Annotated in this window: 23 protein-coding genes; 17 read left to right on the top strand and 6 right to left on the bottom strand. The window is 46.5% G+C overall.

Annotated elements, in window-relative coordinates:
• The 10 genes from IMQ56_RS05075 to IMQ56_RS05030 form a co-directional block, all read left to right on the top strand.
• A partial coding sequence (locus IMQ56_RS05075; protein ID WP_277950791.1) for a flagellar basal body rod C-terminal domain-containing protein occupies window positions 1-134 on the top strand: 134 nt, incomplete at its 5' end.
• A gap of 11 nt (window positions 135-145) precedes the next feature.
• Entirely contained in the window at window positions 146-1039 is an 894-nt protein-coding gene (gene flgL / locus IMQ56_RS05070) for a flagellar hook-associated protein FlgL (RefSeq protein ID WP_045906899.1), read from the top strand.
• A 65-nt stretch (window positions 1040-1104) separates the two neighbouring features.
• Complete coding sequence (locus IMQ56_RS05065) at window positions 1105-2733, top strand: methyl-accepting chemotaxis protein (RefSeq protein WP_196063575.1); 1629 nt, start codon at window positions 1105-1107, stop codon at window positions 2731-2733.
• Between the two features lie 169 nt (window positions 2734-2902).
• Window positions 2903-3631, top strand: a complete 729-nt coding sequence (fliA, locus tag IMQ56_RS05060) for an RNA polymerase sigma factor FliA (RefSeq protein ID WP_026094273.1) — start codon at window positions 2903-2905, stop codon at window positions 3629-3631.
• A 355-nt stretch (window positions 3632-3986) separates the two neighbouring features.
• Window positions 3987-4337 carry a flagellar transcriptional regulator FlhD gene (gene flhD / locus IMQ56_RS05055; protein WP_023295279.1) on the top strand — a complete coding sequence of 117 codons (351 nt, stop codon included), beginning with the start codon at window positions 3987-3989 and terminating at the stop codon, window positions 4335-4337.
• Between the two features lies 1 nt (window position 4338).
• On the top strand, window positions 4339-4911 hold the full coding sequence (gene flhC / locus IMQ56_RS05050) for a flagellar transcriptional regulator FlhC (RefSeq protein WP_015571589.1): 573 nt from the start codon (window positions 4339-4341) through the stop codon (window positions 4909-4911).
• An 85-nt stretch (window positions 4912-4996) separates the two neighbouring features.
• Window positions 4997-5893, top strand: coding sequence for a flagellar motor stator protein MotA (motA, locus tag IMQ56_RS05045; protein ID WP_017692837.1), 897 nt, complete (start codon window positions 4997-4999; stop codon window positions 5891-5893).
• On the top strand, window positions 5890-6795 hold the full coding sequence (motB, locus tag IMQ56_RS05040; RefSeq protein ID WP_017692838.1) for a flagellar motor protein MotB: 906 nt from the start codon (window positions 5890-5892) through the stop codon (window positions 6793-6795). Before motA ends, motB begins: the two co-directional genes overlap by 4 nt.
• Window positions 6782-8770 (top strand): chemotaxis protein CheA, encoded by a 1989-nt coding sequence (gene cheA / locus IMQ56_RS05035; RefSeq protein ID WP_032649208.1) that lies wholly within the window; start codon window positions 6782-6784, stop codon window positions 8768-8770. The genes motB and cheA overlap by 14 nt, the downstream gene beginning before the upstream one ends.
• Window positions 8767-9270, top strand: a complete 504-nt coding sequence (locus IMQ56_RS05030) for a chemotaxis protein CheW (protein WP_015571587.1) — start codon at window positions 8767-8769, stop codon at window positions 9268-9270. The genes cheA and IMQ56_RS05030 overlap by 4 nt, the downstream gene beginning before the upstream one ends.
• A 65-nt stretch (window positions 9271-9335) precedes the next feature.
• On the opposite strand, the gene ugpC is transcribed toward IMQ56_RS05030, so the two are convergent.
• The 6 genes from ugpC to rbsK all read right to left on the bottom strand — a co-directional run bounded on the left by ugpC (window position 9336) and on the right by rbsK (window position 16198).
• Window positions 9336-10391: a sn-glycerol-3-phosphate ABC transporter ATP-binding protein UgpC gene (gene ugpC / locus IMQ56_RS05025; RefSeq protein WP_045349524.1), complete on the bottom strand. Its 1056-nt coding sequence runs from the start codon at window positions 10389-10391 to the stop codon at window positions 9336-9338.
• A 1-nt stretch (window position 10392) separates the two neighbouring features.
• Window positions 10393-11604, bottom strand: coding sequence for an ADP-ribosylglycohydrolase family protein (locus IMQ56_RS05020; protein WP_196063574.1), 1212 nt, complete (start codon window positions 11602-11604; stop codon window positions 10393-10395).
• The gene (locus IMQ56_RS05015; RefSeq protein WP_196063573.1) at window positions 11601-13001 is read right to left on the bottom strand and encodes an extracellular solute-binding protein; all 1401 of its coding nucleotides are present in this window, start codon (window positions 12999-13001) and stop codon (window positions 11601-11603) included. Before IMQ56_RS05015 ends, IMQ56_RS05020 begins: the two co-directional genes overlap by 4 nt.
• Window positions 13002-13015: 14 nt before the next feature.
• Window positions 13016-13915: a carbohydrate ABC transporter permease gene (locus IMQ56_RS05010; protein WP_196063572.1), complete on the bottom strand. Its 900-nt coding sequence runs from the start codon at window positions 13913-13915 to the stop codon at window positions 13016-13018.
• The gene (locus IMQ56_RS05005) at window positions 13915-14838 is read right to left on the bottom strand and encodes an ABC transporter permease subunit (protein WP_223230137.1); all 924 of its coding nucleotides are present in this window, start codon (window positions 14836-14838) and stop codon (window positions 13915-13917) included. Before IMQ56_RS05005 ends, IMQ56_RS05010 begins: the two co-directional genes overlap by 1 nt.
• A gap of 121 nt (window positions 14839-14959) precedes the next feature.
• Window positions 14960-16198, bottom strand: a complete 1239-nt coding sequence (rbsK, locus tag IMQ56_RS05000; protein WP_017692844.1) for a ribokinase — start codon at window positions 16196-16198, stop codon at window positions 14960-14962.
• Between the two features lie 722 nt (window positions 16199-16920).
• Here rbsK and IMQ56_RS04995 point away from each other — a divergent pair.
• From IMQ56_RS04995 to IMQ56_RS04970, 7 genes are all read left to right on the top strand, one after another.
• Window positions 16921-17766, top strand: a complete 846-nt coding sequence (locus tag IMQ56_RS04995) for a DUF6387 family protein (RefSeq protein ID WP_001067212.1) — start codon at window positions 16921-16923, stop codon at window positions 17764-17766.
• 280 nt (window positions 17767-18046) lie between these two features.
• The gene (locus IMQ56_RS04990; protein ID WP_000795663.1) at window positions 18047-18253 is read left to right on the top strand and encodes an AlpA family transcriptional regulator; all 207 of its coding nucleotides are present in this window, start codon (window positions 18047-18049) and stop codon (window positions 18251-18253) included.
• A gap of 20 nt (window positions 18254-18273) precedes the next feature.
• Window positions 18274-18573 (top strand): hypothetical protein, encoded by a 300-nt coding sequence (locus IMQ56_RS22985; RefSeq protein WP_001019190.1) that lies wholly within the window; start codon window positions 18274-18276, stop codon window positions 18571-18573.
• A gap of 295 nt (window positions 18574-18868) precedes the next feature.
• A complete protein-coding gene (locus IMQ56_RS04985; RefSeq protein WP_008322898.1) occupies window positions 18869-20071 on the top strand; it encodes a site-specific integrase in 1203 nt (400 codons plus the stop codon).
• Entirely contained in the window at window positions 20064-21368 is a 1305-nt protein-coding gene (locus tag IMQ56_RS04980) for a tyrosine-type recombinase/integrase (protein ID WP_008322896.1), read from the top strand. The genes IMQ56_RS04985 and IMQ56_RS04980 overlap by 8 nt, the downstream gene beginning before the upstream one ends.
• Window positions 21365-23239 carry a DNA-binding protein gene (locus IMQ56_RS04975; RefSeq protein ID WP_130715456.1) on the top strand — a complete coding sequence of 625 codons (1875 nt, stop codon included), beginning with the start codon at window positions 21365-21367 and terminating at the stop codon, window positions 23237-23239. The genes IMQ56_RS04980 and IMQ56_RS04975 overlap by 4 nt, the downstream gene beginning before the upstream one ends.
• 14 nt (window positions 23240-23253) lie before the next feature.
• The gene (locus IMQ56_RS04970) at window positions 23254-23640 is read left to right on the top strand and encodes a hypothetical protein (protein ID WP_001062150.1); all 387 of its coding nucleotides are present in this window, start codon (window positions 23254-23256) and stop codon (window positions 23638-23640) included.
• Window positions 23641-23665 lie beyond the last annotated feature (25 nt).

The raw sequence follows: 23665 nt of genomic DNA, 5'->3' as shown, positions 1-23665 counted from the left end.
AGCAGGCGCTTTCAGGTGTGGATATGAACGAAGAAACCGTCAATATGCAGATGTTTATTCAATATTACCAGGCCAATGCGCAAATTCTACAGACCGCAACCACCATGTTTGATTCGCTGCTTTCGATTAAATAAGGAGCTATCCGATGCGATTAAGTACGCTGTATATGTTTAAACAGAGCGCCGAGAGCATGTCAAAGCGCGTGAGTGATAATAATAATATTTATCTTCAACTCTCTGCTGGAAAATCGTTGCTGCGAGCCTCGGATGATCCAAAGTCCGCTACCGATGCGGTAAATTATCAGGACGCACTGGCGAAGCTTGAGCTTTACAGCAACGTACGTTCAACGGTGCGGAGTTCACTTGAGCATGAAGATAATATCCTGAACGGTGTGGGCAATTTGCTGACCACCACCCTCACCGAAAAAATCGTAGCGGCGAAAACGGAAAGCTACTCTGATGAAGATCGTCGGGCGCTGGGTGCAGAGATTAAAGGTATTCGCGGCAATCTGATGGATCTCGCGAATAATCGCGACGGGAGCGGGCGCTATATTTTTGGCGGATTTAAAAGCGATACGGCGCCGTTTGACGATGCGGGTAACTATGTCGGCGGTGATACCGCTCGTCGACAAACCGTTGCCGATGGTACGGATATGCAGACGGGCCACCTGGGCAGCGATGTTTTCGGGGATATATTCTCTGTTCTTGATAAAGCGGTAGAAGAACTTTCTCGCGATCCCATCGACCGTGATGCGCTGAATGCTGCGTTGAGCACCGCCAGCGAAGCGGTTTCCGGCGGCATCGATCGTCTGGGTAAGGCGCAGGCGGAACTGGGGACCAACCTTCAGCAACTGGACGCGCTTGATATGAGTGGCGACGTCATGATCAACGACACCATAACCAAGGTTCAGACGGCCATTGGCGCTGACTATAGCACGATGACCTCGCTCATTATGGATTCTAAAATGTCAGAATTTGCGCTGAACGCATCCATGATGGTATTTCAGTCAATGCAAAAAATGAATTTATTTAATAAATAACATTATCTTTCCATCTTATTTCTGAAAGTTTTAGCCGCATATTTATGTGCGGCTTATGAGGATCTATGTTAAATAAACTTAAAATCTATACCGTAATCAGCCTGATTATCGGCATGATCTCTTGCATGCTGTTTGGCGTTACGGCTTTTTCCGTTTATAACTCGGTGACGATTAATAAAAATTTTAAACGCGTTGTGGACGTTAATGACAGCAACGCCTACATGACTAACGCCGCATATAACATTAACTCGGTGGTGGCGAATACGAACGGGATGATGCTTCAGACGTCGCTGCATAAACCGCTGTCGCCAGAGATGATCAAACATACCCACAACCTGCTGAAAGAGGCGCGCAAGGAGATGGATGCTTTCGCGCAGGTGAAGTTCAACAGCCTGGCAGAGACAAGGGCTGCTGAGGAGCTTCGCGCCAAATTTGACCTGGTTTATAACACCGTCCAAACCAAGCTCGGCTATCTTGAGCGACCGGAAGGATACCCGGGCTCGATGAACGGTGATATGGAACTGCGTACCGAGCTGCGTCAAAAAATTGAGAAGTATTCAGAAATCTCATCTGACCGGGGGTACGAATATGTATCAGTAGCTGAAAGCAGCTACAAGATGATGATTTGGGTAAGCGTGGTGATGATGGCCATCGCGATTTGCGTATTGTTAGCCGTTCGCTACTGGTTGCGTATTGCGCTGGTGCGCCGGATGGAAACTACCGTTGAGATGCTTCAGCGCGTAGCGGCAGGCGATCTGAGTCATGCCATAGAGACTGGCGCTGATAACGAAATTGGCAAAATGCTCAGGGAGCTTGAGAAGATGCGTGTCTCCCTGACCAACACCATTACCGGTATCCGTGAAGGGGTAGTGAATATCCATTCTAACGCCCAGGAGATTGCTCAGGGCAACAGCGATCTTTCCTCCCGTACCGAAGAACAGGCAGCGGCCCTTCAGGAGACGGCTGCCAGCATGGAGCAAATTAAAACCACCGTACGCCAGAATGCGGATAACGCACAAGCGGCGCGCAGTCTGGCAGAAGGGGCAAGCATGAATGCCCAAAATGGCGGTGAGGTGATGGTAAACCTGGAAGCTATCATGGCGCAGATTACCGAAAGCTCCCGTCAGATTGCTGATATTAACGGCGTCATCGACAGTATCGCCAATCAGACCAACATTCTGGCCTTGAACGCAGCGGTTGAAGCCGCTCGAGCGGGAGAGCAGGGGCGTGGCTTTGCGGTAGTTGCGGAAGAAGTGCGTAACCTCGCCAAGCGCAGCGCCGATGCAGCGAAAGAGATTAATCAGCTGATTAATACCAGCGTTAACAATATTGATACAGGTTCGCGCCAGGTAAGCCAGGCGAGCGGCGTCATGCAGGACATCGTGACTTCGGTTGCTGAGGTGACGCAGATTATGGGCGAAATCAGTTCGGCCTCTGACGAGCAAAGTGCGGGTATCAATCAGATTTCGCAGGCCGTGAACGAGATGGATCTGGTGACTCAGCAGAACGCGGCGATGGTGGAAGAAGCGGCCATGGCGGCAGGCAAACTGGAATCTCAGTCGGACGAGCTTGAGCAGCTTGTTGCCCAGTTTACCCTGCGAGATGAAAAAGTTGAAAAACGCCATACGCCCGCGCCGGAAAAAATGACGTTGCGTCACGTTGAAAATGATAATGCGCAGTGGGAAACGTTCTGACATCTGCGGAAAGAGAATAATTGGCGTCAATAGTGCCGCCAATTATTCCTGTCAGGCAGCGCGATGATTAAATTAACAGAATGCGCATTTTTATAAAAGCTTATCGCACTTTTTGATTATGTGGTTTCAACTGATAATTGAGAATGTGAAGATTAGGTGGAAGAAATGCGTGGACGGTATATACACAGCTGAAGGGCTGGAGAATAAAACGGCATTGTGGTCAAAATACCATTTTATCGTCAGGCAAGAAGCGCTGCGTTTGCATAAGAGACTGCCTGCCAATGTCGAATTAGACGATCTCATTCAGGCGGGCTCCATGGGTTTTTTGAGTGCCATTGATAGCTTTGACCCTAAAAAAGGGGTGGCCCTTAATGCCTGGATCTCACAGCGTGTGAAATGGGCATTAATGGATGAGCTTCGGGAAAGTGATTGGGTTCCGCGGCGCGTGCGATCGCATTCGCGGGAAATTGTGTCACTTATTCAGCAGATCGAACAGGAAAAGGGGGGAGAAGCGACCGAAGCTGATATTGCTGAACGGATGGGCGTTTCGCTAAAGGAATTTCAGCAAATGCTGGCTGATAATAATAGCAGCCAGATGTACTCTATTGATGAGCTTCAGGAAAACTATTCTGACAGTTGGGAGAGTAATGACGGCGAAAATGCACAGCTTAATCCGTTAAATGAGGCCATTCAGGAAAATTTGATAGCCAACATTGCTGAGCATATCCGAATGATCCCCAAGCGCGAACAGCAGATATTGCAGTTTTATTATCAGCAGGATCTAAACATGAAAGAGATTGGATTAATTTTGGGCGTTACAGAAACGCGCGTTAGCCAGTTGCACAGTTTAGCGATAAAACGCTTACGAAGCAGAATGGATCGGTTAAGGAAAGAATAACATAGCGATAACATTAACAAGATTAACAATATTTCCTAAGTAAAGTTAATTACGTTGCGTGATAATTAAGAATGTTTAACAATGTGTATTTTTATAGGTAAATCATTTAGTTATGATAGTTTTCTGGTGCGCGTTGTTTTCTTAAAGCTTGCTAGGAAAATTCTTAATGAATATGATTTCGTCAGATTTGTGATGTAGCCATCCTTTGGCATTGAAAAGTTTTTCGATAATTTATTGAATCAGCTTGACTGAATTCAGCGATTATCAATGCCAAAAGACTCTCTGCATCGACCGGGTAAACATTTGCCTTAACTATTTAGCCTTGTTTGTGGTTGAAAAACAGTGGGAGCTTTTTGTGTCCAATTTTGACGAGTATCTGCAAAACATTCACGATATTAATCTTTCTTATTTATTACTGGCGCAGCAGCTGATCAGACAGGACAAGTTTGCTGCCAGTTTTCGTCTCGGCTTATCCGAAGGGACGATTGATAATTTAAAAGAGTTGTCTTTACCACAGTTGATGAAACTGGCTGCGACCAATCAGTTGATTTGTCGTTTACGCGTCGATGACGAAGTGGTCATCGAAAATTTGACGAAAGATTCGCGTATTGAAGCTCTTCAGCAAATTCATACCGGCATCATTTTATCGACAAACTTACTTAATTCATTAAGCGAGTCCGATGCTGCTGTGACGGGAGAAGCATAAAATGTGCGAGAAAAGTTTATTGCAAGAAATTGAAGAGGTAAATATTGCCATGGGGTTAATTAACCTTGGGGCAAGAATGCAGGTTCTGGAATCTGAAACTTCTTTAAGTCGTCGGCGTTTACTGCGCTTGTATAAAGAGTTACGCGGCTGTCCGCCTCCAAAAGGGATGCTCCCTTTTTCTGAAGACTGGTTCATGTCATGGGAGCAGAATATTCACTCTTCCATGTTCTATAACATTTACCTTTATCTTCAGAAAACTGGGGGCGGGCGTCCTATTGAAATATTGATGAAAACCTACCGTCTTTATCTGGAGCAGTGTGGTTCTTGCTGCGACGATAAACCTGTCCTGGGGCTAACGCGTGCCTGGACATTATTACGCTTTATCGACTGCGGTATTATTTCCCGTAAGGCCTGTAGCGTTTGTTCCGGTGGTTTTGTGGTCACGACGGAATTCATCAAAAACCCGTTCACCTGTAGTTTGTGTAGCCCTCCTTCGCGGGCATTTAAGAAATCGCAGGTCAACCTCAGCGGAATCGCAGGCAATTATGCCACGCCGGAAATTATGACAGCCTGACGGATGTTCGATGGCAATGCACAGGATGGCGTTTTATTCGATGCCACGGCACTCGACATCGGTCAGCGAGTAAAAAGGAGAGAGTGTGTTAGTTATCTTTGGCTATCTTGTTGTTATTGCTACCGTATTTGGTGGGTTCGTACTGTCTGGTGGTAATCTGCTCGCGCTGTTCCAGCCTTTGGAATTGTTAATTATCGGCGGTGCCGGGGTCGGCGCTTTTATTGTTGGTAATAACATGAAATCCCTTAAGGCGACGGGTAAAGCTATCGTGAAGCTGTTCGTGGGGAAACGCTACAACAAAACGGTTTATATGGACCTGATGGCGCTTATGTTTTTGCTGCTGTCAAAAAGTCGTGTTCAGGGACTCATGTCACTTGAGAAAGACATTGAAGATCCGGCGGGCAGCGAAATTTTCAGCGCTTATCCTCGTCTGATGAGCGATCCGATGTTAAGCAACTTTATCCTCGATTACTTCCGCCTGATGATTGGCGGAAGTATGAACTCGCATGAAATCGAAGCGTTAATGGATGAGGAAATTGAAACCTGCGAAGAGGAGCTTGAGGTTCCGGCCCACAGTCTGAATACCGTCGGCGATGCCTTTCCGGCCTTTGGTATTGTGGCTGCCGTCATGGGGGTAGTGAACGCGCTCGGTGCCGCGGACCGACCCGCAGCCGAGCTCGGAATGTTGATTGGCCACGCGCTGGTGGGCACGTTCCTCGGAATTTTGATTGCCTACGGGTTTGTATTACCGCTCGCAACCCTGCTGCGTCAGATGAGTTCCGATCAGGTCAAAATCCTTCAGTGTATAAAAGTCACGCTGCTCTCCAGTCTAAACGGCTATGCGCCACAAATTGCCGTGGAGTTTGGCCGAAAAACCATTTTTACCAGCGAACGGCCTTCCTTTGAGGAGCTTGAAGAGCATGTGCGGGAAGTGAAATCCAGCGCCAGCCTTAAGTCTAAGTCTGCGGATGCCACGGCATGAAAAACGATTCCCCGATAATCATTTCGCGTAAGCGAAAGAAGAAAAAGCATGCTCATCACGGTGGTACGTGGAAAATCGCCTACGCCGATTTTATGACCGCGATGATGGCGTTCTTCCTGGTAATGTGGCTGATTTCTCAGTCCAGCACGGTGCAGCGGGAGATGATCGCCGATTACTTCCGCATGCCGCTTAAGCCATCTATGGCCAATGGCGACAAAACCAGCCTGAGCGACAGCATCATCCCCGGCGGCGGTGACGATCTGATGAAGCAGGACGGAGAAGTGGCGAATCATAAGCGGGTACAGAGCGAGCGGCAGCGCTGGATGGAGAGCCTGAAACAGGCCAGAGATAAATTGCAGCAGATGATCGAAACCGATCCCCGGCTCAATAACTTTAAATCCAACATTATGCTGCGTCTTACCAACGACGGTCTGCTCATTCAGATCACCGACAGCCAGGATCGCCCGATGTTCAGAGTAGGCAGCGAGCTGCCGGAATCCTATATGAACGGCATTTTGCAGGCGCTTGTGCCGCTGTTGCAGGAGTTGCCCAATAAAATCAGTCTCACCGGCCATACCGACTCGCTTCCCTATGCGGGCGGCACCTCCGGATACAGTAACTGGGAACTTTCTTCCGGACGCGCCAACGCCGCGCGCCGCGTGCTGGTTAAAGCAGGTCTTGACGATGAGCGTTTTCTTCGCGTGATCGGCACGGGAAGCCGTATGCCTTTAGAAAACAGTGATCCCTCAAGTCCGGCGAATCGCCGTATTAGCATTTTGGTATTAAGTAAAACCAAAGAACAGGATATCCGTCTGGAAGACACGCGCATGCATCGCCCAGAAAACGTCCTGAACAACACTACGCAGCAGGAGGTAAGGGGGTATAGCGATGGACATGAATGATTTCACCGAGATCTTTTTTACCGAAGCGGAAGAACTGCTGGCCGAGATGGAGAAGCATTTGCTGGAGATTGATGCCGCATCGCCGAATCCTGAACAGGTAAATGCCATTTTTCGCGCAGCGCATTCTTTGAAAGGCGGGGCAGGGACTTTTGGCTTTAATGCCCTGCAAGAGACCACGCATCTACTTGAGAACCTGTTTGACCAGGTGCGAGCCGGAGAACGCTCGCTTAACCGAACGACCGTTAATCTATTTCTGGAATGTAAAGACATTATGCAAGCGCAACTGGAAGCCTATCAGTCTTCGCAGGAACCTGATGAAGCGAGTTATCGCTATATTTGTGAAGCCCTGCGCAAGATTGCTCTGGAAGACAAACATGCCCAGACGGCAGTCGAGTTGCAAGACAAAGCCGCGACGCAGCAGGGGGCAGCTGATGGTGAGCCTTTACTCTGCGTGACGTTGAAGAAAATTCCTGAAAGCGAGCGGGCAATGCTTCAGGAAGAGTTATCCCACATGGGAGAGATTGTCGCTACGGAGAAGGCTGATGATGGCATGGTGGTTCAGCTGCGCACGAGCGCCTCTGCCGATGATATCTCCGCGGTGCTGTGTTTTGTGCTTGAAGAGTCGCAAATCCTTATCGAGCATGTCGTTCAACCAGCGTCGGTTGAAGTGACTTCTCCTGTTACGGACAAGGCTTCTGTAGTCGCGGACCATTCAGAACCGCCTTCACGACCTGCCGCGCCGGTGCCAGCCCGCAGTAATAGTCAGGAATCGGGCAGCATCCGCGTGGCGGTCAGTAAAGTCGATCAGATCATTAACCAGGTGGGTGAGCTCATCATCACCCAGGCGATGCTATCTCAGCTTTCCAAAAAACTTGATCCAGCGAGCTACGACATGCTCTCCAGCTGCGTGGCGCAAATGGAGCGTAATACACGCGAGCTTCAGTCATCAGTCATGTCGATTCGAATGATGCCAATGGATTATGTGTTTAGCCGCTTCCCGCGGCTGGTGCACGATCTGGGTTCACGCCTGAACAAAGAGGTAGAGCTAACTCTTCGTGGCGGCTCGGCCGAGCTGGATAAGAGCCTGATCGAACGCATTATCGACCCACTGACTCATCTGGTGCGTAACAGTCTCGATCACGGCATTGAGCAGAAAGAAGAACGTGCCCGTAAGGGGAAGTCGGTAGTGGGCAATCTTATCCTCTCGGCGGAACATCATGGCGGCAATATCATCATTGAGGTGACTGATGATGGTGCCGGACTGAACCGGGAGAAAATCCTCGCGAAAGCCCGCTCCCAGGGAATGAATATCAGCGACACCCTCAGCGATGAGGACGTATGGATGCTGATTTTCGCCGCGGGATTTTCCACCGCAGAAAGCGTGACGGATGTTTCCGGGCGCGGCGTGGGCATGGACGTGGTCCGTCGTAACATTATGGCCATGGGCGGCCATGTCGAAGTCCTTTCAAAGCCGGGAGAAGGCACGACGATACGCATTATTCTGCCGCTGACGCTGGCAATCCTTGATGGCATGCTGGTGAAAGTTGGACAGGAGATCTATGTTCTGCCGCTCGGCGCGGTAATGGAATCGCTGAGGCCCGGCGAGGATATGCTCTGCCGCTTCGTCGGGGAGGAACGCCTGCTGCAAATTCGTGGCGAATATCTTCCGCTGGTGATGCTGCGTCAGCGCCTATCGGTGCCCGGCGAGACCGCACCTGAAGATGGCATTGTGGTGATCGTCCAAAGCGCTGGATGCCGCTACGCCCTGTGGGTCGATCAGCTCATTGGTCAGCAACAGGTTGTGGTAAAAAACCTCGAACAGAACTATCGCAAAGTACCGGGCGTTTCAGCCGCGACCATTCTCGGTGATGGCAGCGTTGCGCTAATCCTCGACGTGGTTGAACTGTCGACGATGAACGGACAAAAGGAAAACCATGTCAGGCCGACGTTCGGCAAGCAAGGAGTAACAGCATGACCCAAACAACGACAAAGCCTGCGGGCGCGGACGCCATTGCGCAGGAGTATCTGGTTTTTCGTCTCGGTAACGAAGAATATGGGATCGACATTCTGAAGGTACAAGAGATACGTGGATGCGATAGCGTTACTCGTATCCCGAACGCGCCAGGTTTTATCACCGGCGTGACCAACCTGCGCGGTGTGATAGTGCCAATAGTTGACCTTCGCGTGCGCTTCAGTCTTCCTGACGTTCAGCAGGATGACAGTACGGTAGTGATCATCCTTAACCTCAATAATCGCGTTGTAGGAATCGTGGTAGACGGTGTGGTTGACGTGCTGTCGATGGACATGGATCAGATTAAACCGACGCCGGACTTCGCGTCCATGCTATCAAGCCGCTATCTTCTTGGGCTTGGCGTGATGGAAAACAGAATGATCATCCTGGTCAATATCGAAATGCTGCTCAGCCGTGAAGAGATGGATATGGTGGATTCAATGCTGGAAACTAGCCTGGCCTAGCCTGATATATACCCACCGCCATTATAAAATCCCCCTGCGATTGCAGGAGGGATTGATTAAGCATTCTATGACCGCAGGCGCTTACCGGTCTGGGCATCAAACAAGAACATTTTTTCCGCGTCTACGGTGAGGAAGACCTTCTGACCCACGTTGATATCCAGCTTTTCATGGGACACCACGATCAGCTCCTGATCGTTGATACGCACCCGGATCTCCTGTCCTTCCCCGGTCATCTCTATCAGCACGATTTCCGCTGGCATCCCTGACTCGCCGATCCGGATATAGTGCGGTCGGGTGGCGCAGATGATCTCCATCCCTTCAATATGTGAGCGGAGGGGGCAGGGGAAGCGGTAGCCGTTGTTGAGCACAATCTCGCCGTGCTGAATCACGCCTTTAAGGGTGTTAATTTCCGGCGTGCCGATAAAGCCCGCGACAAACAGGTTATCCGGGTTACGGTACAGCTCTTCCGGGGTGCCGACCTGCTCAATATGTCCGGCATTCAGCACCACAATCCTGTCCGCCATGGTCATCGCTTCCGTCTGATCGTGCGTCACGTAGATGGTGGTGCGACCCATCCGCTGGTGGATCTTACGAATTTCTCCGCGCATTTTATGGCGCAGTTTGGCGTCCAGGTTGGAGAGCGGTTCATCAAACAAAAAGGCCTTCGGGTCACGCACCAGCGCGCGTCCCATCGCCACGCGCTGACGCTGGCCGCCGGAAAGATCCCGCGGGAGGCGATCGAGCAGATGCGTCAGGCCGAGGATTTCCGCTGCCTCTTCCACGCGCGCCATCCGTTCCGCTTTTGAGACGCTGGCAAGCTTCAGGGCAAAACTCATGTTGTCCCGCACCTTCATGTGTGGATAGAGCGCATAGCTCTGGAACACCATGGCGATATCGCGTTTTTTGGCGGGCAGAGTGTTGACCACCTCGCCGTGCATCAGCAGTTCACCGGAGGTGATGTCTTCCAGACCCGCAATCATGCGCAGCAGGGTGGATTTCCCACACCCGGACGGGCCGACCAGCACAATAAATTCGCCTTCGTGAATGCTCAGCGAGATCCCTTTAATGATGCTGACGTTGCCGTAGGATTTACCGAGATTATTTAAAACGATTTGGCTCATGTTACTCTCCTCGGCCGGCGGTGTGGCCTGGCTGCAATAATGGCATGACGTGCTGGCGGTAAAGCGCCGCCGCAGCGAGATCCTGCTGGATAATGCTTTGTGCTGATTCGCTGAAGCGCAGCGCGGCCGTACGCAGATCCAGGCGGTTGGCGCTATCAATACCCGCCAGCACCTCAGGTTCGACAATGGCTTCCCCGTGCAGCGCGCCTAAAATTGCGCCGCTCATCACCCCGATAGAGTCGGTATCACGGCCTGAATTGATAGCGTCTTCCACCGCCCCGCGAAACTCGCCTTCGCGCAGCAGGCAGAAGGCCAGCGCCATCGGCAGTTCCTCAATCGACATCAGACGCGAGGGCTGGTAGGCCATGGTCGGAACGCCCGCTTTTTCCGGGCCGTGCATCAGGTCATCTCCCATCGGTGAGAAGGGCAAAAGCGCATCGTGCAGGGCGTCAACGACCTGTTGATAATCCCATGCGGTTCCACGGTAGCGACGCGCGACGTCAAGCGTTGCCGCGATGGCCTGGCGGGTGCCGTCTTTAGCCAGTTTCAATGCGATGTTGGTGATAGCCTCAATGGTGATGCCAGGAATAAATGCCGCTGCAACGCAGGCGGCGAAGACCCCGGCGGCCTCCAGCCCATAGCTCTGCTGATGCCCCTGGGTGAAATTAATGGCTTCCTGGTAAGCTGCCGCAGGGTTGCAGGCATTAATAGCTCCGATGGGGGCGGCATACATGGCTGCGCCGCAGTTCACCATATTGCCCACGCCGCCCTGGCGCGGATCGCAGGCGGCCAGTTGCAGACGATGGAAGATCCATTTTTCCGGATAAAACAGGCGCTCAATAACCAGCGCTTCCCGATCCAGTTCCGGCACCCAGCGCGGTTCCCAGGCAATCTTCCGCACAAAAGACTCCCCCATATCCCACGCATCAACGTGACGGCCCAGCTCGCTGTAAACCTCCATCAGGCAGAGTGTCATCAGCGTATCGTCGGTAATGATACCGTTGCCGCGTACGCGGTTGTTGCGCCGTGCGGACGGCTCGTTCATCCGGTGCCAGCGCTGGTGGATGGAGGTGACGCGGCCATATTTCTCCGCGATTTGCCGGGCGGAGAGTTTCTCAACCGGTCCGCCTAAGGCATCACCGAACGCCACGCCATACAGCATGCCCAGAATGCGGGACGTGAACGATAAATCAGCGGCTTGAGTAACGGTCATTTTAATTTTTCCTCTGCATATTCGGTCATGGCGTTTCCACCTGCGGCTTTCCAGGCGCTGACATACTGATCCCACTGATCAAATGACGCTTTGCCAGAGACAAACTGGTACGCCCACTGGTTATAAATACTGCTGGTTGAGTCGATGGCGGCGGCAAACGACGCCGGGAAGATAAAGGCGTTATCCGCCGTAAAATAACGTTGTGAATTGTCGATATAGCGCAGCATCGCGGGCGTCCGCCACTCCACCGGCGGCTTCCAGTTGGCGGCCTGGATAAACCGCGGATACCAGGCATTAATTTTTGGCGTCACGTTTATCGTGTTGCCCTTACGAACGTAGTGCGTGTTCTCGAAGCCCATCTGCTCCATCATTTGCCCTTCCGGGCTTGCCAGAAAATCGAGCAGGATCATCACTTCCTTTTTATGTTTCGAGAGCGAGGACATGGCAAAGCCGCGCGTTTCCATGGAAACATCTGTCGCCGCCAGCCCTTTACCTGCCGGGCCTTCGGGTGGGTCGAGCAGGGTGAGGGTGGCGTCAGGATGGATCTGGCGCATCTTTTCCTGGTACACGCCGACGTTGCCCGGCGATGAGACGGATACCACGCCAACCTTGCCGGTATAAAACTCATCCTCTTTTAGCTCCCAGTTGGTGGTGATGTACTGGGAGGAGAGCAGTCCTTTCTGATACAGCGAATGGTAGAACTCCAGCTTGCTCCGCTCCTGCGGGCTTATCTGGGCGTTGATCAGCTTGCCCTGATCGTCCTTGAGCCAGGTGGCGTGAATGCCAAACGCCGGGTTCATAAAACCGTCGAGATCGTGCAGGTCTTTCTCGGAGGTGATCCCCCAGCTATCCGTCTTACCGTCGCCGTTGTAGTCACCGGCGTGGATCGCATTGAACAGCGTGACGTACTCCGCCAGCGTTTTGGGTGATGCGCTGAATCCGCTCTTCTGTAACCAGTCCTCACGGATCACCGGCTGGCGCGCGCGCAGGGGAAAGACATACAGCAGGGTCGGATGGTTTTGCAGGCGAAGCTGGTTGTGCGGCCACAGCGCCTCTTTCAGATAGCGGGTTTGCGCAATCCACGGACGCCAGTCTTCAAGAATGCCCTGTTCGACCATCTTCTGGTCGCTGCCGTTGAAATAGATCAGATCAGGGATGGTGCCGGAGAGCAGCATCACGTTCAGCACGTCGGAGTAGCCGGAAGACGACAGGTTGACGATCTCAATGTGGATATCGTGTCCCTGGCGTGCCAGCGCCTGCTCGATTCGCTGAATATGCGCGACATCTTCGCGGTTGGTGGTCAGCAGATCTTTTTCCACAATCCGGATAGTGACCGGCTCGGCCCAGGCGGCCTGGCATAACAGCAGGCCGCAGGCGATTGCTGTGAATAATTTCATCGTCATCGCTCCTGTTAACCCTTCACCGCGCCGGACATGGTCCCTTTGGTGAAGAAGCGCAAAATAATCGGGTAGATGGCAATCAGCGGGGCGATGGTTAAGGTGATCATCCCGGCTTTCAGCGCCTTGATGCTGATCTGGCTGGCATCGGTGTAGTTCGACATGCTTTCGACGCCTACCATCGCCAGCTTATCGCCCTCGACGACAAACTGACGCAGCACCACCTGCAACGGCCATTTGTCCGGGTCGTTGAGGTACACCATGGCGCGGAAAAACTCGTTCCAGTGCAGCACCATGTAAAATAACGTGATCATGGCAATGGACGATTTGGCGACCGGCATAATGACGTACCACAGCGTCTGGAACGGGTTCGCGCCATCGAGTTCCGCGGCTTCCAGCAGCTCCTCCGGGATCTCTTCGAACAGGCGAACCAGAATAATCAGGTACCAGGCGAAGACGGCGCGATACAGGATGACGGACCAGTAGCTGTTCAGTAGCCCCAGCTTTTTCATCACCAGAAAATCGGGGATGATGCCCGGCTCAAAGACGATGGTGAACAGGACAAACATAAACAGCCAGCGGCGTCCCGGCAGGCGTTTTTGCGCCAGCGCCCAGGCCAGCAGCACGGTGAAAACTACGTTGATGATGGTGCCCACCACGGTAATCAGCATCGCATTGCCAAACCCGCGCAGCACGGCTTCGTTGGTCAGCAGCAGCTTCCAGACGTCCAGCGAAAAGCCCTGCGGAATAATTTCCAGGCCGCTCATGCCGGGCACGTTTGCCGGGCTGGAGAAGGATATCGCCACCAGGTTGAGGATCGGTTGTAGCGTCACGACAACCAGCAGCATCAGTACCGAGAGAATGAGCATGTATTCGATGCGCTCAAAAGGGGTGCTTCGTGATGAGATGCGCATTACCAGACTCCTTTACCCGTCAGGCGTTTTGAAACGTTATGTGCCAGCACGATAAGGACCATGCCGATCACGCCTTTGAATAACCCTGCGGCGGTCGCCAGCGAGAACTCCCCGGTGCGCAGGCCCATGCGGTAGACGTAGGTGTCGATGATGTCTATCTGACCGTTCACCACGTCGTTGGTCATGTTGAAGACCTGATCAAAACCCTGGCTCAGGAACAGCCCGACGTTGAGGATAAACAGCGTGGCGATGGTCGGGGTGATAGCGGGCAGGGTGATGTGCCAGATTTTGCGCCAGCGCCCGGCACCATCCATTTCCGCCGCTTCATACAGCTGTGGATCGATGGCGAGGATCGCCGCGATGTAAAGTAATGAATCCCAGCCCGCGCTGCGCCACATTTCAGTGAACACCAGTACCCAGCGGATAGAGCCGCTGTCGGTCATAAAGGGGATCGGATCGTAGCCCATCGATTTAATGATGTCGTTAACCGCGCCATCAACCGGCGAGAGCGTGGCAATCGCGATACTGGCGATCACCACCCAGGAAAGATAATGCGGCAGATAAATCACCGACTGGACAAATTTACGGTAACCGGATGAGCGCACTTCATTGAGCAAGAGCGCCACGATAATGGGAACCGGAAAAATAAAAATCAGCTTCATTGCGCCGATAATCACGGTGTTCTGTATCACCTGCCAGAAAACAGGGGATGACATCAGCGTGGCAAAATACTGCATCCCGACCCAGATATTCGGCGGGATAATACGGTACTGCTCAAACGCAATTTTTGTTTCCCAAATGGGTAAATAGTGCCAGATAAAAAAATAGATAACCCCAGGCAGGGCCATCACGTAGAACGGCCACCACCGGCGTAACGTCTGGCGGCAACGTGCCATGCGGGATAGTGTTTGCTGGTGAGGCATGTTATTTACCTGCGGTATCGCGCCGCCGGGTTTAGATTCTGTCAGGGCTTTCATCGGACATACTCCCATTACTGAAATGGTTGTCGTGAATATAATCTGTGTTTGCAGAAATATGCGTGCGTTAAATTTTCTCGGTGAGAATTTTTTTATCGTTATATTGCGCGAGGCGGGTCAGGACATCTTTATATTCAGGCATATTTGATGCGCCTTCTTTTTCGACGGCCAAAGAGGCGAAAGCACAGGCAAATTTTGCTGCCTGAATAATGGATTCCCCTTTCGCCATCGCGGCGGCGAATGCGCCGTTGAAGGCATCGCCAGCACCGGTGGTATCCACACATACGGCTTTCAGCGCCGGGATATGAATGAATTGCTCACCGTCATAAATAAGCGCGCCTTTCGCTCCCATGGTGATGATGACGTGACCTACCCCTTTCGCTTTAGTGGCTCTGGCGGCTTCCTTCGCGCTGGCAAGATCCACAATATGAATGCCGGACAGCAATGAGGCCTCAGTCTCGTTTGGGGTCAGAAAGTCCACGTTCTTCAGGCAGCTAACCACATCAGATGACCAGGGGGCAGGGTTCAAAACCACCTTAATCCCGTTACGGCGGGCAATTTCAATGGCCCGAAAGGTAGCGGGTAGATTATTTTCCAGCTGGGTTAAAAAAATATCTGCGTTTTTCACTTCAGGGGTAATCGCTTCAACTTCATCGGCTGTAATGGACCGATTGGCCCCAGGGCTGATGGCAATCATATTTTCACCATCACTTTGACAAACATAAATAAGCGCGGTGCCGGTTTTCTGATCTTTATCCTGATAAAGCGTGAAGCTGTCGATAGCAGAAGATGAAAGATGTTCAAAGGCCAACTGACTAAACTGATCGTTACCCACCTTACCGACAAAATGGGTTTTAACATTGCATTTGCTTACGGCCAGCGCCTGATTGGCGCCTTTGCCGCCGGGTCCAATAATGGTATTTTCGGAAAAAATAGATTCTCCGCTTTGCGGGAAACGATCGACATTAGCAATAATATCAACGTTGAATGAACCCAGAATACAGACTTTACCTTTCATCTTTCGCCCTTTATGTCGGGATTTGATCGTTTTTCTTGACTGCGCGGAGTCAAAAAAATGAATGATATTGCTATCTAAATTATTGACTGATTGGGTATGAAAAATACGGCGTTTGATAATTGCCCCACCGTGGCATCGCTCAATGCCGCCTTCCTGCGCTAATAAGTTCAGGTCGCTGCGAATCGTTTCCCTGGTGACGTTAAATACTTTCGCAAGCTGATTCACCGTCGCCCGTTCGTACCTGTTAAGCCAGGTCAAAATTGCATAATGCCGTTCTTTATTGAGCATAAGGTCACCTCTGTAGTTATATTATTGTTTCCTTGTTGTTAATGTTTTGGTGTTGTTCACAGATCGTTCGACAAAACAAAAGGAAACGGAAATAAATGAGGTGATAAATATTTAATATCAATGGTTTATGTTGATTGCGGGAAAGGGGGTGGGCTTTGATATGCAGTGCGGGGATTTCAACGATGGCACGGGCCATGACGCAACGTTAGATTTTTCTCGGGCGCTTTAGCACGCAGAACATTGGTGTAGGTCTGGGGGGCTGTGGCTGATCCGGCATGAACCGGAATACCTGAACGTATAGCGATAATTGCCGGACTAAGTCGAATGGCTCGGAGAACGACAGACACAAAAAAGCCCGCAGGGCTTGCGCCGTGCGGGCTTTCAGGACTTCATCGGATGACTCTGGTAATCACCGATGGAGAATTTTGGTGGGCTGGCGTCCCTGTAATTAGCCATTCATTCCATTGATTTTTAATGTTATTTATACTTTGAATTTTATGTGTGGTTCTAAAAAGGAACCATAAATCGTAATGGTATGGGTTATCACGATTAGCGGATTGGAGAATTGTATCAAAAGGAAACAAATTCTTCAGTTCAACTCCCTGCTAGTAGCTGAACTGCGCAAGCAGGATCTGCTTTTCACCGATTAGTGAATGCGGTAGTTTTTCAGCGAAACTGAATTCTATCCGTAGGGCAGTACCAGCATAGGTGGAGAATGGATTTTGAACAACTGGTCACCAGAGCACACAAAAGACATCAAGAGTTGGTTTAAGATTGATACATATCGCAAATTTGAAGACCTCTCATTGCTCCAGTTTTACCATGAGATATGGGCTCGTAACTTGTTCTTTAAGGAGTATCGGGAAGAGTTTGAGAGCAGAACTCTTATGGGTTACTTCTCAAAAATTTTCAGTGGCAATCCTTTTTTAATTGAAGAAGGGCAACTGGGATACATGACTCCTGCCAATAAACTTTTTCAGCCTCCCCATTTTTTTCTAACAACTCTTGATCGCCTTGCTGAAACGAGCATCATTGCTATGCAACGCGGAGGTTTTGTTTGGGATGGTGATGACAATTATTCAATAAACAGAGATCTTCGGGAAGAATCACTTTCAGATATTATGCCAGATCAGTTTTCACGAACAGTCATGTTCGAGATTGATTTGGCAAGTGGCACAGACGAAGAGATTGCAGAGTCGCTTAAAGCTGCATTACCGCAGTGGCGTAAAATCAAAGGTATCGAACCAGATCCTTTAGAATCAGTTCGCTTTGGGTATGGAACTATCAAGAAACTCATCAGTTATCGTGTGATACCTATGCTGGATATCCTGGTGTGGGCAGCCGTTAAAAAAATCCGTGTCTCTGACGACAGGTTATCCAGACTGCTATATACAGACGATGACGAAGAAAGCGAAATGAGGCAGTCTAGCCAAATCAAAGATACCGACAGGCCTTTGGCTCTTAAATCCTGCACAACTGACTTTATCCGACAATTCCATTACTTCATGAACAAAAATAGCCATTTGAAGCAAATGAAAGTCTCTGATGTAATGAAACTATCTGATTAGAATTACATTTATAACTATTTGTTTTAATTGTTAAAATTAACTAAAGGCATCATTGTGAATGGTGCTTTTTTTTGCGATTTTTACTTTAAACCGGGCATTTTGACACTTGCTATAAAACGGGGGAATTTCAGCTACTCTCAAGTTCCCCTTTTCTGTACGGCACCAACTTCGAGAAAACCATCCTGCATAGCTACGAAGAACCTCCGCTTCAGGAGCTTCGCTCTTTTCTTTTCCCAACTGTTCGTATAGTGACTTCACCGCAACGACAAGGGATAACGAAATGAAAAATCAAGCAACCCGCCTAATACGATTACCAGAAGTTCTCGAACGAACTGGCTACGGAAAAGCCTGGATATATCGTCTGATCAACGATGGTAAGTTTCCTGCTCCTGTCAAAATTGGAAGTCGTGCAGTAGCTTTCGTTGAAAGTGAGATTGATACCTGGATTCAGTCTGTTATCGAAACAAGTCGAAATAATGTTGCTTAATTGAACTTAGGAGTGATTTTATGAATATCGAAGAATTTGTAAGCGAAGAAAACCATATGTGCAATTTATGCGGAGATCTTTTTTACAAGATCTTTGACCAAGAAGTGATTTATGACTTACCTAATAACGAGTTTAATAAAGAAATCATTTACTGGCTCAGTCAGTACCTTGTAGGAAATCTGAGAGAACCTTTAGACTCGATCTCTGAGCTTAATGCTTGCAAACAGATATATGTTTACGAGACCTGGTTATCTCTAATTAAATGTCCTGATGAATTGAAACTCCTAGCGAAGCGGATAATTTTATATCTAATGGATTAAGAGCTTTTTATGAAAATGTAAAGTTTGGCTGCATAATTTATCTTAAAACTTTACAGAATAACTTACATTATTTTGGTTGCCGTTTATTAGCAAGGCAGTGAGATAGTTTTCGAAGTATTAGGTGTACATAATATTAACTAGATCTACCAGATGATAATTTGACAAGAATAATCGTCTATCTCACTGTTTTAATTTAAATAAATATCTTAATCGATCCAAATAAATTTGTAAATCTACGAAATGCTTATTATTAATATATTGGAATTATACTTTTTGTAAAGTTTAGGAGGAAAATATGTGCAGTATTTGTGTGGATTCTTTTATGTTCGAAAATGGTGAGAGATATTGTCATGTTGTAAATAAAGATACTGGTGAGCCATTGTATTATCCAAACTTGTATATAACAACACAAGTCAGGAATCGGTCAGAGTCTATATCAACAATGAAGGTTATCGCTGGGAGCATTTCATTGTTATATCGATTCTTTATGAGAAAAAATATCAATATTGATGAAAGAATTCAGAAAAGGATATTTCTGGCTCCTCATGAAATTGAAGATTTGATCGAATTCACTTCATTCAATTTTCGAGATGGCGAGAATGATAATTTTAGAAGTTCAAATGTCAAAAAACCAACTAAGTACTTTCGGATAACAACCATAGCTAACTATCTGGAATGGCTGTGCAAAATACATCTTTCTCATACAGGACAGAAGGATACTCTCAAATATATTTTAGATTTCATAAACAACATAAAACGAAAGAAACCGAGAAATAATGATAAATATAATATGGATATAGAAAAAAGTTTAAATAATGAACAATTGGATTCTTTGTTTAGCATTCTTGCACCGGGTAGCAAATTAAATCCTTTTTCAGAAAAAGTGCAAAAAAGAAACAATCTAATATTCCTGCTATTACACTGCTTTGGCCTGAGAGCAGGTGAACTTTTGAATCTGCGAATTGGTGATATAGATTTTGCAGAATCGACAATTGCAATAAGAAGAAGAGCAAATGATAAAACAGATCCGCGAGTGTATCAGCCTTTAGTTAAAACTTGTGAGAGGAAATTAATTGCTGATAAAAAGCTCATGTTTGAAATTTCAGATTATATTCTGAATGATCGAAGAAACATAAAAAATTCTAACAAACATGATTTCCTGTTTATTACTTATAAGGAAGGAAAAACTCAAGGGCAACCTATTTCATTTTCTTCATATCACAAAGTGGTGAGTGTTGTTCGTCAATCCTCCTCACTTCTAGGGGGATTGACAGGTCACAAACTCAGACATACATGGAATTATGAGTTTTCGAAAGCAATAGACAAGAATCAGGACATATCCGATGAAAAAGAGCAACAAATCCGTTCTTATCTCATGGGATGGCGACCGGGTTCAGAAACTTCAATGATTTATAATCGCAGGCATATTTATGAGCTATCGAAAAAAACTGCACTTGAACAACAAGAGCAACTATTCAAAGGAGAATTTGATGAATAATTTAATTAAAAATAAATCTGATAAAATGTCTTTGCATGAACATAAAATCGTCAGTTCGATTGAAAATAACGGAATCAATCTTACAAACTTAATATATGCTATGAACGAAAATTTGGTTTGTGGGTTTGTATATACAGTACAATATTATTTTAATAGCAACAGCTATTTGTATGTGAAAAATATTGTTAGAAATATGGAGAGTCTTATCCGTAAACTATCTCCTACTCATATTGATGATAAGGTTCTAATTGAATATCAAAATAAGAAATTATCAAAAGCCTCAGCATCATTTCGCGTTTTACGACCATTTTTGATTAAATGGTTTGAGTTAGGATATCCGGGAATAGATGAAAGTGCGGTAGAACTGTTAAAGCATTTGGACCTAAAAATAAAAAAATCTGGTCAGTCTGTGCTTCAAGATGATCCAACAGAGGGACCATTAAATAAAGAAGAACATACTTCTTTGATTAAGGCTATGAATCATGCATATAGAAAAGGTGAACTGTCACTGCCACATTATGCAATATCACTATTGATCAGTCTTACAGGTAGAAGACCTCAGCAGTTAGTTATGTTGAAATATAAAGACCTTCTTCAAAAGAACTTAGATAATGGCAAAGTAGAATATGTAATTTCAGTGCCACGAGTAAAACAACGGGGTAAAGAACTACGATATCGAGAACTTGCAATAATATCAGAGGTTGCATCAATTGTTCAATTGCAAGCTAATCAATCAGTGAAACTTGTTGAGCAAGCTCTTGGAAAAACTCTTGATGATTATTCTAAACGAGAAGTTCCTATTTTCTTAAATGAGGAAAAACTCTCAGATTTATCCATAACAGGTTCAATTCTTCTGGAATATAATAAATTATATGCGAAGCCTACAATTGCTAATGTAGCATTGAAAAGTATTGTTAATAATGGGAATGTAATATCCAACCGTACCGGTTCGATACTAAATATTACTCCTCGTAGGCTTCGTTATACAATAGCAACTATGCTGGCTAAGAATGGGCATAATGTTAATACTATAGCTGAATTATTGGATCATTCATCTACTTCAAGTGCGGGGATTTATATTAAAAATCATGCTGACAGTGTTGAAAGGATTGATTCCGCTGTTTCAGAACAATTGTCATTTGTCGCTGATATTTTTATGAACGGAATCAAATCGAAAAAGAGTAGTCATTTCAAATTTTTTTCTTCAAGTAGATGCCAGAGTCAGAATTCAGGATTTCCTTGCAATCAATGTATGTTTTTTATTCCGATTGATCGCAGTGAGGTGAATCAACTATGAATAATATTATTTTGTTCAAATCAAAAAAACATATTCTTGTAGAAGAAAATTATAATGAGTTCATAAAATTTTGTCGCTATCAACTGCCCGGACTAACCCAAACTCAGGATTGGGAGCAGTATGCCTGGAAAGGATATGTCACATTTAGAAAAATAGGGATTGGAAATAAAATCTTTGATTCCATTGATGCAATGCACGAAGATTATATCAATTTTGCGAAAGCATATATCAGATATCAACACACATTGAAACCATTAAAAAATTATGGGGTTATTATGATGGCCTTGCGATGTCTCGAACAGGCCCTTTTGCAGGTTCAGAAAACTGGTCTCATTTATAATGTTACAGCCGTTGTTTTCGATGAGGCAATGCAGATCGGGAGTAAATATTTTGAAGGTAACGTTTTGGCTAAATGTGGAATACAGCTTGAAAAAATATCAAAGTTTCTGTGTGAACATAATCTTGTGAAGTCAGGATATATCTCATGGAAAAACCATGTAAAACAGAAAGTCAAAAACAATTATCTTCCTGAGATTGAGGATTATCACCGAAGCGATAAGTTACCAGATGAAGAAGCATTGCTCGCTATTGCTGATATTTTTTCTCAAAATGATGAGTTACTGAGTCCAAGGGATATGTTCACCAGTTCAGTATTTGCACTTCTACTTTGTTGTCCGAGCAGAATTTCTGAAATTTTAGCCTTACCTGCTGATTGTGAGATTACACAAATAGATGGCAAGGGTATCGAAAGATATGGTTTGAGATTTTATTCGGTAAAAGGGTATGGCCCTAATATCAAATGGATTCCACGGGTTATGATACCAGTTGCAAAGAAAGCGATTAGAAGATTACTTTCCTTATCACAAAATGCAAGAGCACTTGCTCACTGGTGCGAAAAGTACCCGGATAAATTTTACCGACATGAGCTTTGCCCAACAGTTGATGAAAAAGCTAAATTGACCGTTGTACAAGTTTGCCATGCACTGGGGTATAATTTATTTGATCATAAATCATGTGTTTTAAAAATTAAAAGAACGAGTTTGGATGGTGGGAAAAGTTTCTTAAACCACAATGATTACAACTATTCATTGAGTAATTTGTGGGAAATTATTAGTTCTAATTTTAGCAGAGATTTTCCATGGTATGATAAAGAAAAATCCATAAAATTTAGTAATGCTTTATGCTTGCTCAATACTGATCAATTTTCTTTATCAAGAATGACTTCAATTTTCACATTTTACAAACCTACTAAAAGTTTCTTTTTCAGTGACATACAAAGAAAAAAAAGCTATGAGATGAATTATAAAAATATATTTTCCCGATATGGATATTATGATGATGAAGGTAAACCACTACTTATTCGCTCACACCAGCCACGGCACCTTTTAAACACAATAGCCCATTATGGTGAAATGTCTGAACTGGATATAGCTAAATGGTCTGGTCGTATCAATGCGAATCAGAACAGAGTTTATAACCATGTGTCGGAAGAAGATATGTTAGATAAAATCAAAGCTATTAAATTGAATAGGAGTAATTACTGTCAAAGGGAGTCAATACCCACAAATGAATTGACAATTGATTTTGATAACCTTAATCAAGGTGCAATACACTTAACTGAATTTGGTTACTGTGTACATAACTATTTAATCAAGCCTTGTGCAAAAATTAATCATCTTATTGAATGTGATAATGAAACACCGGACATTAACTCAGTAGATAGAATTAGACTGCAATCTGTCCGAGAGAAAGTAATGCAATTAAAGAGAATAACTCAGATCGCTTATGAAAATGGTGATTATGGTGCAGACAAATGGTTGCAACACCACAAAAAAAATTTGGAAAGAATTAATAAACTATTGAATAATTGAAACAGGAGATGCATATGGCAAAACATTTAAACAGGAGTGAAATAAAGGCAATTAAACACATTATACTGACTTGGGACGGTAAAATCACATGGAGCGATTTATGTGAATCAGTTTATAAGAATCTAAACAGAACTATCACAAGGCAATCTCTAAGTGCTCATGATGAAGTTGTTGAAGCATATAGAACAAAGAAAAATTTGTCTAATTTGAAAAAATCTGGCCTTAAAAAGCCAGCTAACTTAACGATTGCGGCACAACAAATAATAAATCTTAAAGCCGAAAATGAAATGTTAAAAAAACAGAACAATAGATACAAAGAGCAGTTTAGCTATTGGCAGTATAATGCTTATAGACATGGTCTCACTATGGAACAATTGAATAGACCATTTAATAAAAAATAATAGTTGATAGGTTACACCTATTGAC

Source organism: Enterobacter sp. Res13-Sevr-PEC09-46 (assembly GCF_015672585.1).
In the GTDB taxonomy this organism is placed as follows: domain Bacteria; phylum Pseudomonadota; class Gammaproteobacteria; order Enterobacterales; family Enterobacteriaceae; genus Enterobacter; species Enterobacter hormaechei_C.
Note: the sequence above shows the minus strand (reverse complement) of the source record. Positions and strands in the feature narration are given on the sequence as shown.